Origin of the sequence: Lactobacillus sp. ESL0233 (assembly GCF_003692995.1) — a bacterium.
GTDB classification, from domain to species: Bacteria; Bacillota; Bacilli; order Lactobacillales; family Lactobacillaceae; genus Lactobacillus; species Lactobacillus bombicola.
The window spans coordinates 548,166-561,840 of the sequence record NZ_REHH01000007.1; the positions used below are offsets into that span (position 1 = coordinate 548,166).

Below are 13,675 nucleotides of genomic sequence, written 5' to 3' on the forward strand. Positions count from 1 at the left end.
CAATTTTGATGAAAGTATTAATAATTGGTGCCAGTGGATCGATTGGTCAAGTTACTCGGCAATATTTTTTGCAACATTCTAATGATACGCTAACTTTGATGGCACGACATACCCAAAATTTACAGGTAAGTCTTGATCCTACAAGAGAACAAATAATTACTGGTGATGCGCTCAATCAAACACAATTACAAGCGGCACTAAAAAACCAAGACGTTGTTTTTGTGGCAGTCAGTGGTGCAATTGAACAAATCGCACAAATCTTAGTTAAACAAATGCCACTTTTCCATTTGAATCGGTTGATTTTTATTACATCAATGGGGATTTATAATGAAATTCCTGCGGCTATTGACCCAAAAGGCAATTTAATAACTAACCCAATTTTAACGCCCTACCGCAAAGCAGCTGACATAATTGAAAGTTCCAGCCTTAATTACACTATTATTCGTCCCGGCTGGTTTGATAACGGAAATGATACTGCTTACCAGCTCACACAAAAGGGAGAACCTTTTGGTGGACATGATGTTTCCCGCTTAAGCATTGCTGATTTGGTATTAAGACTAGTTCATGATCCTAATTTAGGTAGAAGGAAGAGTTTAGGAATTAATCGGATTAATTAAGGAGATAAATAAAATAAAAAAACAAGTAATGTTAGTCATTGGTGCCGGCCAAATCAGTCAGGCCATCGCGCGGCGCTTAGGTGCTGAGTATACAATTGTTGTAGGTGACAAAAATTTTAACCATGCCCAAAAAATTGCTCAAACGTTATTAGAAGCTGGTTTTGATGCCAAACCAACCACAATGGACTTAGCTTCACGAACTTCAATACGCAAGACAATCGCTTTTGCTCAAACTTTTGGTGAAATTGCAGCCTTGGTTAACGATGCCGGCTTATCACCTAGTCAAGCCAGTATTGAAGATATCTTGCAAGTTGACTTATATGGTACCGCAGTTTTACTTGAAGAAGTTGGTAAAGTGATTACTTATAATGGTGTGGGGGTAATCATTTCTAGTCAATCAGGGCATCACATGCCAGCCCTAACTCCTACACAAGACAAAGCCTTGGCCATGACTCCAACTGAAAATTTATTAGCTTTAGATTTTCTGCAACCGGAAAAAATTACAGATACTCTCAAGGCCTATCAACTTGCCAAACGTTGCAATGAAAAGCGGGTAATGGCTGAAGCCATTAATTGGTCCCAACGAGGAGCGCGACTTAATGCAATTGCCCCCGGAATTATTGTAACGCCGCTGGCCTTAGATGAATTTAATGGACCGCGCGGTGATTTTTATAAAAAAATGTTTGCCCAATCACCTGCTGGTCGACCGGGAACTGCTGATGAAGTTGCTAATGTAGCTCAACTATTAATGAGTCCACAAGGTGCTTTTATTACTGGAGCAACATTTTTAATTGATGGTGGTGCCACTGCTAACTATTTTTACGGTCAAAAATAACTACAACAAAAGAGTGTTTCATAACAAATCGACTATTATGAAACACTCTTTTTTAAACTAACTTAGTCACCTTGAAAAGTCCCATCTTCTACTTCACGAATAAAATCGGCAAGATGCTTGTAATATACTTCAGGATTATCAACCATATGGTGATGACCAGCATTAGGGGTTGTCACTAAGCGAGAATTAGGTATTTCTTGCTGCATAATTTTAGCTGTTTCTAATGGCATCGTATCCTCTTCACCAAAAGTTAGCAAAGTAGGCATAGTTATTTGTTTTAAATATTTTCTAAAATGCCATTCTTTTAATTTGCCGGTTACTACAAACTCATTATCGCCTTGAAAGGCATGATAAACAGGCAAGCCGCCTATCCGCTTAAGATGATATAGCTTGCACGGTTGCCGCCGATCAAGAAAGTTAATATTCAAAATTTGTACATCTTCTTGATAACGCTGGTTTTGATAATCATTATTTGCTTCACATTCACGCATGAAATCAATTTCACTTTGTGGAAAAATTTGCTGGCGGCGCCGATTAATTGATGCAATATAGTCGTCGGTATCGTCAACCATTGATGAAATAATCGTTCCCTTCAGATGTTGTCCGTATTTAACAGCGTACTCTTGCGCTAGTAAGCCACCCCAACTTTGACCGATTAAATAGAAATTATCTAACCCTAGCTTTGCTCTAACCTCATCAACTTCATCAAGAAAATATTCATAAGTTAGATATTTTTCAGCAATTTTGGGATCTTCATAATCTGGTTGATCAGAGTATAGCGAGCCTAGTTGATCATACATTGTTACTTGTACTTTTAGATCTTGTTTAGCCAATTGATCAGCTGCATCTTCCCAATATTCATGATTTCCACCAGGTCCACCGTGTAAAGCTAAAAGATGAATGTTCCCCTCGCCTTGCGTACTTGTCCATAAATGATAGCCATTATCAAGTGTAATAATTTTGCTTCCTGTTCTCATCAATAGCTCCTTTATTTCACATAACTTACGTTATACCATAGTGGTTGACCACTATTATTTTTGGATGGTTTAAAGGAGTACCCAGTTATTTGATTATTGACTGCTGTAATCTGATATGAATTGTAAATTGGAATATAATACGCTTCTTCATTCATATATCTTTGCCATTCATGAAACTTTTGCACCCGATACTTATGGTTAAAGGCTTTTTGTGAATTCATGTCCTCAAGCAATTTAGTATTCTTTGCCGTTACAAAACGGCCCATATTAAATGGTGCTGACTCACTATAGTATGACTGTGGCGACGGTTCCGATGGCATCGACCAGCCTCCAATATACATATCAATTCCTTTATCATCATGCTGAAGTTTGTCATAGAATGAATTATGCTCAATTAAACGACCAGTTGCTAATTGGACATTCAACCCAATTTTCTTCCACTGCTGAATATAATTTTGCGTAATTGGTTCTTGCGTAGCATCCCCACTCATTGCTGCTATTTTTATGGTCAATGGTTTGCCATTAGGTTGAGTACGCCACTTGCCCTTTTTCTTAAAACCAGCTTTATCTAAAATATCATTTGCTTTTTTCAAACTATAAGGAAAACCTTTTGCATCCTTATCAAAAAAGTCACCAAACTTAGAAGGAATTAATGTAGTTACTCTAAAGGATAATGAACTGGTGTAATGTTTATTAACTTCATCAACATTCATTGCATAGCCAATCGCTTGTCTTAACGCCTTATTGTTCATTTTAGCATTTGGATTTTCGACATTCCTATTTAACTTATTATCCCATTTACCAACCTTAAATCCTAAATAACGATAGCTTAAAGGTATTTGTGCCACAAAATTAACATCTTTTGTATTTTTAACTTGATCCCATTGAGTATTAATAACTTGAATTACATCAAATTTGTGACTTTTAATTGCTTGAGTCGCAGAATTCGGTGAGACAACTGAAATTACGATTTTGTCTAATTTTGGCTTTCCACGCCAATAATGTTCATTGGGTACCCAAGTAGCTGATTGACCACGAACTAATTTAGCCAATTTAAACGCGCCAAAGAATAATGGATTTTTTCGAATTTGATCAGATGATTTTAATTTAGAAAATGGAATATTCTTTAAATAATGATACGGCTCAACTGATGACCACAAATATCGGTTACCGGCATTATACATAGTTGGACTTAAATGCGAGAAGTGCAGTACAATTTTTCGACCATTTTCACCATCAGGCATTTCAATTCCAGAAATATTTTTTGCCTTGCCTTCATGATATTCTTTTAGACCCTTTAAGATTTCAAATTGGTTAGTATATCTTGGGCACATTGTCTCTTTGTTAGCTAAAATTTCATATGCATATTCATAATCTTTAGCTACTACTTGTTTACCATCAGACCATTTAACTCCCTTTTTTATATTAATAGTAGCTGTGTTATTTTTTAAATTTAATTTTAAGGTTGCTGGACCCTTATCATTTATTTTGTAATGATCATCACTATCAAATAAGGTCTCTTGCCCTGGTGCCCCAACTTGTGCATCCACATCTTCAGAAGATAATTCATTAGAGAAGATACCAGAAAAAGGGGTATCTGTTTCTACTGCAATCTTAACTACTCCTCCTTGCTTTGGTGTTTTTATAGGTGTTTCCACGGGAAATTTAGCAACTGTTTTGGTTTCATTTTTAGTAGCATTATTCTTACCACAACCGGCTAAAGTCATGGCAGCCATGCTTAAAATACCTAAAGAAGCTAATATATTTTCTCTTTTCATTGTAATTTTTCACTTCCATTTAAATTTTGTTTAATTATTATAATAAATATATCATATTAATATATTTAATTCATTATTTAATTAAAAATATTTAATTATTTTTTATTAAGGAGTAAAATATTAGTTAACGATTTGCTTATAAGCATCTATATAAAGGAGTAAAAATGGATAATAGCAAAATTAATCACTTAGCAGAAACAATGATTTCTAAATTTAACTTACCCAGTCTGGGAATTGGAATTTATCATGCCAATGATCGCTATAGTCAAGTTTACGGTGCAGCCGAACAAAATAGTTTGTATCCACTAGCATCTATTTCAAAAACATTTCTAGCAACCGCAATCTGCCAATTAGCTGATCAGGGAAAAATCAACCTAGATGATCCATTAAAGAAATACTGGACTGATTTCAAATTAATTGATAAACAGGCCGAAAATCATTTAACCTTTAGAGACGCTCTCAGTCATCAAAGTGGCCTCCCTGCTCATGATCTGATGCGTTTTACCAATATGAATAAAAATGACCTTTCTTTAAAGGAAAAAGCTGAACATGTGGGCTACTTAGAACCCAATCATGAATTACGATACAAAATGCAATATAGTAATTTAATTTATGCCGTAGCTACTTATGCAATGGAACAGGCAATTGGACAAGATTATGGTGCTTATGAACGGGAAAATTTGCTTAAACCACTACGACTGAATAATACTTTTATTAATCATCATGAAGCACCTCGAGCACGAATTGTAAAACCCTTTATTCGCGATAATAATCTTACTCAAGAAGTACCTTTTATTGCACCAGGTAAAGTTGGTGGCGCTAGCAGCATGTTAGCCACAATTGCAGATTTACTCACTTGGGCTGAATTTCAATTGAAAACTCAAAAAACCACTTCAACTGAGATTACGGCGCAACGATACTTACCACAGTCAATCATGGCCCCTAGTCGCAATTATGGTGGGGCTAACTTTGCTGCCTACGGTCTAGGCATGATGATGGAAGATTATCGGGGACACAAGTATTTCTATCACAGTGGTTCTTATATTGGATATTGTTCATTCTTAGGCTTTGTTCCTGATTTTGACTTAGCCTTTGTGTTTACAACCAATTTGGACTCAACTGATGCTATTTTTGCATTGGCCTATCAAACAATTGACGAAGTAATGGGTATAAATGATACCGATTGGGCAGATAAAGTAAGTAAAATTATGGCAACTAAAGTCACTACGCATGAATCTCACTTAGCCAAGCTAAAAGGAAATGCATCCCACCGATTTAATACCATTCAAGCATATTGTGGTGACTATTATCACCGCGGTTATGGACTACTGACAGTTAGTGATGATAATGGTTACTTAGTAGTTAAAATCGGCAAATGGAATTATCCGGTCATTGTTAATGATCGCGCTGAAATGTTTGTTGAAGAAAGACTATACCAGCATGAACTATTACCAATTCAATTTAAAGCAAATAAAATTTTACTTATGACTGAGCCAGCATTAAATAAGCCGACAATTTTTAAAAAACAAGTTTAAATTTAAAAGAGATTATTAAGTACTTTTAGGGACTAACTTCTAATATTTGATTAGAGCTAGTCTTTTTAATTTGATCTTGTCTATTTTTGTTTGTAATCAATATGATTTTACTTATTTTAAAAATATTATTTAGAATTTAAGTTGCTATCAAAATAAAAACTCTCTGACTTTAAATTTAAATCAGAGAGTTAACATTATGTGTATTAATATAGACTTTAATTAATCATATTTGAAATAACAACTATTTGATTTTAGATAGTGAATCTTTTACAGCCTCTTTGATTGCACGACTAGTTTGAGAAGCACCAGAAATGGCATCAACATCATAAGTATTTTCTGCAATCATTTTCTTTGGCAATTCCTTTACAGCCTTTAAACCATAGTCATCACTTTCTGTTTGTTTTAGTATTTCAACGTTCTTTATCTTTCCTTCATTATCAACAGTTGTACGAACTACTACACCATCGCCCATGCCTTGATTACTGAAGCCCAAGTATTGATTTTTGCCAACTGAATATTGTTGTTTATCCTCATCACTTGTAGAATTAAAATCATTATTTATAACTTCCTCATTCAAATTTAAGCCGCCAGATAGAGGTAGGTCTTGTTTAATAGTGGCCGCATTTTCACCTGCAATTTTACCTGAAATTAAACAATCGGCAACATTGCCACCTGTTGTGTACTTATTAACAAACGGAGCACCTAACTCACCTGCTTCATATAAATGTGGGATTGGCTGACCATCTGGATTTAAGACTTGAGCATGGCCATTACGGCGACCGCCACCTTGAGTATTAAGCATATTTTGTCTTAAAGCAATCGCGTAATAAGGTCCCTCAGCACTAAATGTTCGTAAAGTTTTCGGATCACGATGAAAGGCATAATCTTTACCTTGTTGAGCCATGAAATTAAACTCAGTAACTGTCATTTGCAACTTTTCTTGTCTTTTACCAATTTTTTCTGCTAGTTCAGCCAGCGTATCTGCTTTAATCGCTTTTTCCAAGTAACCAGGTACCTTAAAACTATTTTCTGGTTCATTTTTAAGTTCGTCATACTTTCGTTGATCAAAAATCATATATGGTCGATTCTGATTTAACGGAACTGCCCAATCACCATGGTTATAAATATGACCATGACGGTTCATTTCTGCTTCATTGAAATAACGTGTGCCATCATCACCCACTACAATTACACTACCCATAAAACTTTCTTGCCAAAAGACATTGAGTGCATATGTCGACCGTAAGCCCTCTTTTTGCCGTAATGATAAACCATGAAATTGTCCTAAAGATTCGAAAGAACGCATATTCCAGAGTTGCGCATTAACTTCCTCAAGCATTTTAATGCCATCACCCTTGTTATATAAACTGCCAATTGGTGACAAATAAGGTGCTTGCAAGAATGTTTGAATCATTTCTTTGTTATTTTCAAAGCCCCCTGTAGCAAGAACAACACCATTCTTAACCTTGATATTACGTAAAACATGATCACGTTCAATTTGCACACCGATAACTGTCTTAGTTATCCCATCTTGAATTAAGTGTTTAGCAGGTGAAGCATACCAAATATCAATTTTTTCTGACCGCTCTAAAACTTTTTGACGCAAAATTTTCCATAAAGCTGCATCATCAACTCCTTCGTGAACCAAATAATCATCGTATGAATCTGCATCGGGCAATTCAGGATATTCAGTTACATAAGCCGTCGAAGGCATGCCCGCTAATAACTTCTTCATACTAACGGGCTCAACATCTAAATACTTTCTAAAGTAGTCCCCCATATTAGCCATTCCCTCAATCAAAGCTGTAAAAGCTTCATGATCTGGTTTTAATGGAGCAGCCAAATGTTGGTGGTAATTTTTCAGCCTCTCATAGTCAGTTCCAGCCCCAACCATTTGACCTGAGTAACGGGTATTTCCTCCTTCATGACCTTCAGGCGCACTGTCAACTAGTAATACTTTTGCTCCTTGATCGGCAGCAAATCTGGCAGCAGTAGCACCAGCACCACCAAAACCCAAAACTGCCACATCATAGATTGCATCCCATTGAAATTTTTCATTATTAGCCATTATTTAAACTCCTTTTCAATATATTGTTTACGCTTTCATTAAACAATATAATATGAAGTATGTGAAGTACTTAATTATTTAAATTGCTATAATAAAAAAGCTTTAATTTTAGATTATTTGCGCCCTAATAAAAAAATTTATTGTAATAATCACTCAACTATTTGGAACAAAAAATAGTCGCATATCCATTTTAATGAATATGTGACTAAGTTAAACTTGTTATATAAATATGTAACGTAACACTAGAAATATTTCATGTTCTTACAGCTTGCCACCAAAGACTGGAAAATGACTAGCTGACCCATAATCTAATCCGCTAAGTTGCGCTAGGGATTCCATATCCTCATCAGTAATTGTAAAATCAATTTCGGTATTTTGCTTAATGTGTTCTAACTGCGTAGCTTTTGGCAATACTACTGTATCAAGCTGCCAATCATATCTAATGCATAATTGTGCAACCGAAACATGATATTTTTGCGCCATCTTTACAATTATAGGATTATTTAAAGCCGCTCCATGAGCAACTGGAGAAAAAGACTCAACTATTATGCCATTATTTTGCGAAAAATCAATTAAATCTTTTGGCGTTGCTCCAATATGACACAAAATTTGGTTTACCATCGGTTTAGTGTCACTGTTATCAATTAAGTTTTGTAAATCTTTTGCCTCAAAACTAGAAACACCAATTGCCCGAAGTTTTCCAACTTTAACAGCATCTTCTAAAGCTCCCCAAGTTTCAAGATTTCCTTGATAATGACGATCCGTTGATTGATTAACTTCTACCCATGGTTGAGGATTATGGATAATCATCATATCAAGATAATCTAAATCCAGCTTTAGTAAAGTATCATCAATTGATTTTTTGGCCTCAGCATAATTTTTAATTTCGGCTGCTACTTTAGAATTAACAAAAATTTCTTCACGCTTAATTCCAGAATTTTTGACACCTTTCCCAACTCCAGCTTCATTACCATAAGCCTGAGCCGTATCAATGTGACGATAACCCATTTGAAGTGCCATTTTAACTACATCTGTAACTTGTTGATTAGATATTTGCCAAGTTCCTAAAGCTAGCTTAGGAATTTTAACACCATTATTTAAAGTTAAGTTTTCATTTAATATCATAATTTTACCTCCATTATCTTAGTTTAACCCTTCAATTCAACTTTAAGTCAAGTAAAATTAATCACTTTAATGTTAAAGAACATTGCTTATTTTGCTATTCTTTCGCTACAATAAAGTTTAAACTTAAATAAAAGAGGTATTAATTATGAAATCAATTTATTTAGTCCGCCATGGTCAAACCTTGTTTAATGTTCAGCATAAAATTCAAGGATTTTGTGACTCTCCACTAACAGAACTTGGTATTAAACAGGCCCAGGCTACTAAAAAAAAATATTTTGAAAAACTAAATATACCACTAGATGAAGCCCACTGTTCTACTTCTGAAAGAGCAGTTGATACATTGAAACTAATTACTAATTTGCCATTTAAAGTGCACAAAGATTTACGTGAATGGAACTTTGGTACTTATGAGGGGGAAGGTGAACACCTTAACCCACCGCTGCCATATAATGACTTTTTCGTACAATTTGGTGGTGAATCACAAAAACAATTAACCGAGCGCATCAATCAAGCTATTACAACTATTGTCACAACTTCTACCAAAAAACATATTCTAATCGTTTCTCACGGCGCGGCGATTGCGAATTTTTATAAAAAATGGGCTGCATATAATTCCTTTGAACGTAAAGATCGGATCAAAAATTGTTCCGTTCTTAAATATAATTTTAGTAATGGGGTTTTTCACTTCCAAGAAATATTTAATCCGGATTGTTAATTATAAAAACAGCACTAAGCTATAAGATAGCTTAGTGCTGTTTCACTTATTATTTAACATCCATTTCAATAAAGTTCCTCATTGATGGTCGTTAGGCTATTTTATCTTATTTAAAGCATCATTGACTGCATCTTTTAATCCACGACTTGAACTCGATGCTCCTGATACTGTATCAACATCTACTTTATTTTGCCTTATCATCTCAGCTGGCATCGTCTTAATGGCCTTTAAGCCATAGTCATCAGATTCTGCCTGCTTTAAAACTTCAATATTTTTTAAATTTTTCTCTTCATCCACTGTTACACGAACAACTATTTCGTCACCCATCCCTCGACTAGATCTACCTATGTATTGATTCTTAGTGGTCGGATAATCTTCTTGTTTGAGATCTGAAGTTAGACATACCTCATGTTCTGAAGTACCAGTAGCAATATCCACAGAAGCGTCTCCTTCTTTTCTTTGAGCAGCTTCTTCACCAGCAATTTTACCCCAAATCAAACACTCAGCTAGGTTGCCTCCACCTTGATATTGATTTGCGCATAGTCCTCCTAATTCACCTGCTGAATACAAGTGAGGAATTGGTTTCCCTTCTGTATCTAAAACTTCAGCTTTAGTGTTTCTTCTTGGTCCACCTTGAGTATTAAGCACTGTTTGTTCCAAACCAACAGCATAAATCTTTTTACCAGTTAGTGCACAAATCGTTGTCGGATCACGTCGAAATTCTGGATCATTTTGTTCTTTCGCTGATTGATTAAATCGTTTTAGCGTATCGCTAAGAATTTCAGGATCAACATCAATTTTTTCAGCTAATTGCTCTATTGAATCTGCAGAAACCACATTTTGAGTATATATCTTGTATTCACCAATAATTTCATCAGCATCAAGTTCTTTCTTTTTTGTTTCATCAAAAATAAGATACGGATGTTCTTGATTTAATGGCACTTTCCATTGACCATGGTTTTTAATATGTCCATGTCTATTTTCTTCAGCTTCATTGAAATATCGTGTACCGTCATCACCAACAACTAATACACTTCCTGTTGAAACAACTTTATTTTGCTGACCAAGGAGTAAACGAGCACGCTCACCTTTTGGCACTGCAAAAGCCATACCATGAAGTAATCCAAGTGCTTCGAAATTATTCATATGCCAAAAATCAGCCCCAACTTCTTGTGACATACGAATACCGTCACCCTTATTATAAAGTGTACCCAATGGTGCTAGATTTTTAGCCCCTAAGTAATCTTCTACCATTTGTTGATTATTTTCGAAACCACCAGTAGCCAGAACAACACCATTTTTTGCTCTGACACAAAGTAACTTCCCATTACGCTTGATAGCAACACCAGTAATTTGATGGCTTTCGTTATCCTGGACTAACTTTTCAGCAGGTGTATTATACAAAACGTCGATTTGATCTTGACGTTTAATTACTTGATCTTTTAAAACTTGCCACAAAGATGCATCAAAATAGCTTTTACGAACAGTTGTGTAGTCATATGATTCAGAGCCCTTTAATTCGGGGTATTCTCGATAAGAGACACTTAGTTCAGGTGCATATTCTTTTGCACTGCATGGTTTTGTTTCTAAGTATTTAGCAACAAAATTAGGCATATCAATCATTCCCTTAACAAAAGTATCAATCATATCTTCGTCAAGAGACATTGGTGCCGTTAAATTTTGGTAATATTTTTTAGTACTAGCAAAATCGCTTCCTGTACCAATTAATTGAGCTGAATAACGTGTGTTACCACCCTCATGTCCTTCTGGCGCACTATCTACTAAAAGAACCTTTGCACCATTATCTGCAGCAAATCTGGCGGCAACAGCACCAGCACCACCAAAACCTAATACAACGACATCATAAGTTGCATCCCATTTAACTTTTTTTGTATTAATCATAAAATTTCTCCATTTATTAATTAATCTTGCCTACATTTTCATTTAACACTATAATTTAATGTATGTTAAATGCTTAGTTATTAAAATTAATATTACTAAATAGGAATAGGCGCTAAATATGAATAATCGATTACTACTGTTTTTAGAAACCATTGAAACTAGTAATTCTATTTCTGAAGCCGCACAAAAGCTATATTTGACACAGCCATACATTAGTCGCGTTATAAAAAAATATGAACAAAAATATAATGTTATTTTAATTGATAGAAATTCATATCCAATACAAATAACTCCTGCTGGTCATCTTTTAATTAGACACTTGCGTAAAAGTTTACAATTAGAAAGACAATTTGAAGTAGAAGTTCACCAATTCCAAAATAAGCATTTTTCTACTTTACGAATGGGTATTACCCCTCCTTTAGGTCAAAACTTCAACTTAACAATACTACCTAAATTATTAAAAAAATTTCCTGCTTTAAACACCAAAACTATTGAAATAGGCACGATAGAAGCAAAAAAAGCATTTAAGGACTATCAACTAGATTTATTTGTTGGCAATATTATTCATCTTCCTAATACTGAATGTGAACAAATATATACCGATAAACAGGTCTTGGTTTTAAGCAAAAACTCCCATTTATATCACCCTCATAAAAAAGAAATTCAAGTAAGTCCACAAGAACTGCAACAACTTAATCACGAAAATTTTATTGTAGTTGATAGTCAGCAAGGCTATCAAGAAATTGTTGATAATTATTTTTATGAAATGGGAATTAGTTTTTACCCTAAAATTCATGTTCGAGATTCCATCACTGCTCTCAAGCTTGCTGGAAAAGGACTTGGCAATATGTCAACTTGTTTAGAAGCTGTTCAAAATACTTGCTACAGCAATATTAACTACATTAAATTACCTTCTGATAAAGTTAAAATTGACTTTTCTATTACTACCGCTAAAACTAACAAAAGTCTATCACTTGAAATAACCTACGTTAAAAACATATTGAAGAAATTATTCATATCAAATATTCTTGTATATTGATGTTAATTTTAAATAACTATTTAACGCAAGGATATCTGAAAAGGTATTAATTCTGAAGAAAAATATGATGAAATTTTTGTACTAATATTTACACCATTAGATAAAAAAGGCCAACTCCTTAATCGAGTTAGCCTTTTTATATATTTTATAAACTAAATAGCAATTATTCTAAGTTTAATGAACTCTTATCAAAAGCAACAGACTTGATTTGATCATCGATTGATGGAGTACCAAGCCAAGTAATCATTTCCTTCATTGAGTTAGTGATTGCTTCAGTACCAGGAAGAAGAAGTTTACGTGGGTCATAACCCTTGTTAGCCTTGTCTTCATCCTTATGAGCTTCAAAGTACTTACGAGTTGCTTCTTGGAAGGCTAATTGGAATTCAGTGTTGATGTTAACCTTTGAAATACCAAGTGAAATAGCCTTCTTAACTTGTTCTTCAGGAATACCTGAACCACCGTGTAATACAAGAGGAACTGAAACTGCATCAGCAATTTCCTTTAACCGATCAAAGTTTAATCCCTTCCAATCACTTGGGTAAACACCGTGAATGTTACCGATACCACAAGCAAGCTTGTCAACACCAGCAGCTACAAAGGCCTTGGCGTCTTCAACAGAGGCAAGTTCTCCACCTTCTGAGCCTTGGTTTTCACCAATTTTACCAATTTCGGCTTCAACCGAAATTCCACGTTCATGTGCTAATTTAACAATTTCCTTAGTCTTGGCTAAGTTTTCTTCAGTTGGTAAAGCATGACCATCAAACATAACAGATGAATAGCCAAGAGCAATACATTCTTTAGCTGCTTCAAAGTCACCGTGATCCAAGTTCAAAACGACTGGTACAGAGATTCCCATTGCGTCAATTGAATCTTCAACAATATCCTTAGCTATCTTGTAGCCACCCATATACTTAGCTGCACCCATTGAAACTTGAATTAATACTGGAGTTCTAGTTTCTTCAGCCGCTTGTAAAATTGCACGTGTCCATTCTAAGTTGTTAGTGTTGTATGCACCAACTGCATAGTGGTTCTTACGCGCATCTTTAAAAATTTGGTTACCATTATCTAAATATGCCATTGATAA

The 13,675-nt window shown here is 34.9% G+C and carries 11 protein-coding genes; 5 read left to right on the plus strand and 6 right to left on the minus strand.

The window, feature by feature from the left end:
• Positions 1-5 precede the first annotated feature (5 nt).
• On the plus strand, positions 6-617 hold the full coding sequence (locus F5ESL0233_RS05820) for an NAD(P)H-binding protein (RefSeq protein ID WP_122059208.1): 612 nt from the start codon (positions 6-8) through the stop codon (positions 615-617).
• A gap of 13 nt (positions 618-630) precedes the next feature.
• Complete coding sequence (locus F5ESL0233_RS05825; protein ID WP_122059209.1) at positions 631-1,452, plus strand: SDR family oxidoreductase; 822 nt, start codon at positions 631-633, stop codon at positions 1,450-1,452.
• Between the two features lie 62 nt (positions 1,453-1,514).
• Here the strand turns inward: F5ESL0233_RS05825 and F5ESL0233_RS05830 are convergent, their stop codons facing one another.
• Positions 1,515-2,429 (minus strand): proline-specific peptidase family protein, encoded by a 915-nt coding sequence (locus tag F5ESL0233_RS05830; protein WP_122059211.1) that lies wholly within the window; start codon positions 2,427-2,429, stop codon positions 1,515-1,517.
• 11 nt (positions 2,430-2,440) lie between these two features.
• Complete coding sequence (locus F5ESL0233_RS05835; protein WP_090092929.1) at positions 2,441-4,207, minus strand: oligopeptide ABC transporter substrate-binding protein; 1,767 nt, start codon at positions 4,205-4,207, stop codon at positions 2,441-2,443.
• A gap of 164 nt (positions 4,208-4,371) precedes the next feature.
• On the opposite strand from F5ESL0233_RS05835, the gene F5ESL0233_RS05840 reads away from it, so the two are divergent.
• Positions 4,372-5,742 carry a serine hydrolase gene (locus F5ESL0233_RS05840; RefSeq protein WP_122059213.1) on the plus strand — a complete coding sequence of 457 codons (1,371 nt, stop codon included), beginning with the start codon at positions 4,372-4,374 and terminating at the stop codon, positions 5,740-5,742.
• A 241-nt stretch (positions 5,743-5,983) separates the two neighbouring features.
• Here F5ESL0233_RS05840 and F5ESL0233_RS05845 read toward each other — a convergent pair whose 3' ends face one another.
• Positions 5,984-7,810 carry an FAD-binding protein gene (locus F5ESL0233_RS05845; protein WP_122059214.1) on the minus strand — a complete coding sequence of 609 codons (1,827 nt, stop codon included), beginning with the start codon at positions 7,808-7,810 and terminating at the stop codon, positions 5,984-5,986.
• A 261-nt stretch (positions 7,811-8,071) separates the two neighbouring features.
• Entirely contained in the window at positions 8,072-8,935 is an 864-nt protein-coding gene (locus F5ESL0233_RS05850; RefSeq protein ID WP_199692578.1) for an aldo/keto reductase, read from the minus strand.
• 145 nt (positions 8,936-9,080) lie between these two features.
• Here F5ESL0233_RS05850 and F5ESL0233_RS05855 point away from each other — a divergent pair, with 145 nt between their 5' ends.
• Positions 9,081-9,650 (plus strand): histidine phosphatase family protein, encoded by a 570-nt coding sequence (locus tag F5ESL0233_RS05855; RefSeq protein ID WP_370448343.1) that lies wholly within the window; start codon positions 9,081-9,083, stop codon positions 9,648-9,650.
• A 96-nt stretch (positions 9,651-9,746) separates the two neighbouring features.
• Here F5ESL0233_RS05855 and F5ESL0233_RS05860 read toward each other — a convergent pair whose 3' ends face one another.
• Positions 9,747-11,552 (minus strand): FAD-binding protein, encoded by a 1,806-nt coding sequence (locus F5ESL0233_RS05860; protein ID WP_122059219.1) that lies wholly within the window; start codon positions 11,550-11,552, stop codon positions 9,747-9,749.
• 118 nt (positions 11,553-11,670) lie between these two features.
• On the opposite strand from F5ESL0233_RS05860, the gene F5ESL0233_RS05865 reads away from it, so the two are divergent.
• Complete coding sequence (locus tag F5ESL0233_RS05865; RefSeq protein ID WP_122059220.1) at positions 11,671-12,591, plus strand: LysR family transcriptional regulator; 921 nt, start codon at positions 11,671-11,673, stop codon at positions 12,589-12,591.
• 163 nt (positions 12,592-12,754) lie between these two features.
• Here F5ESL0233_RS05865 and fba read toward each other — a convergent pair whose 3' ends face one another.
• Positions 12,755-13,669 (minus strand): class II fructose-1,6-bisphosphate aldolase, encoded by a 915-nt coding sequence (gene fba, locus F5ESL0233_RS05870; protein ID WP_118896372.1) that lies wholly within the window; start codon positions 13,667-13,669, stop codon positions 12,755-12,757.
• Between the last annotated feature and the right edge of the window lie 6 nt (positions 13,670-13,675).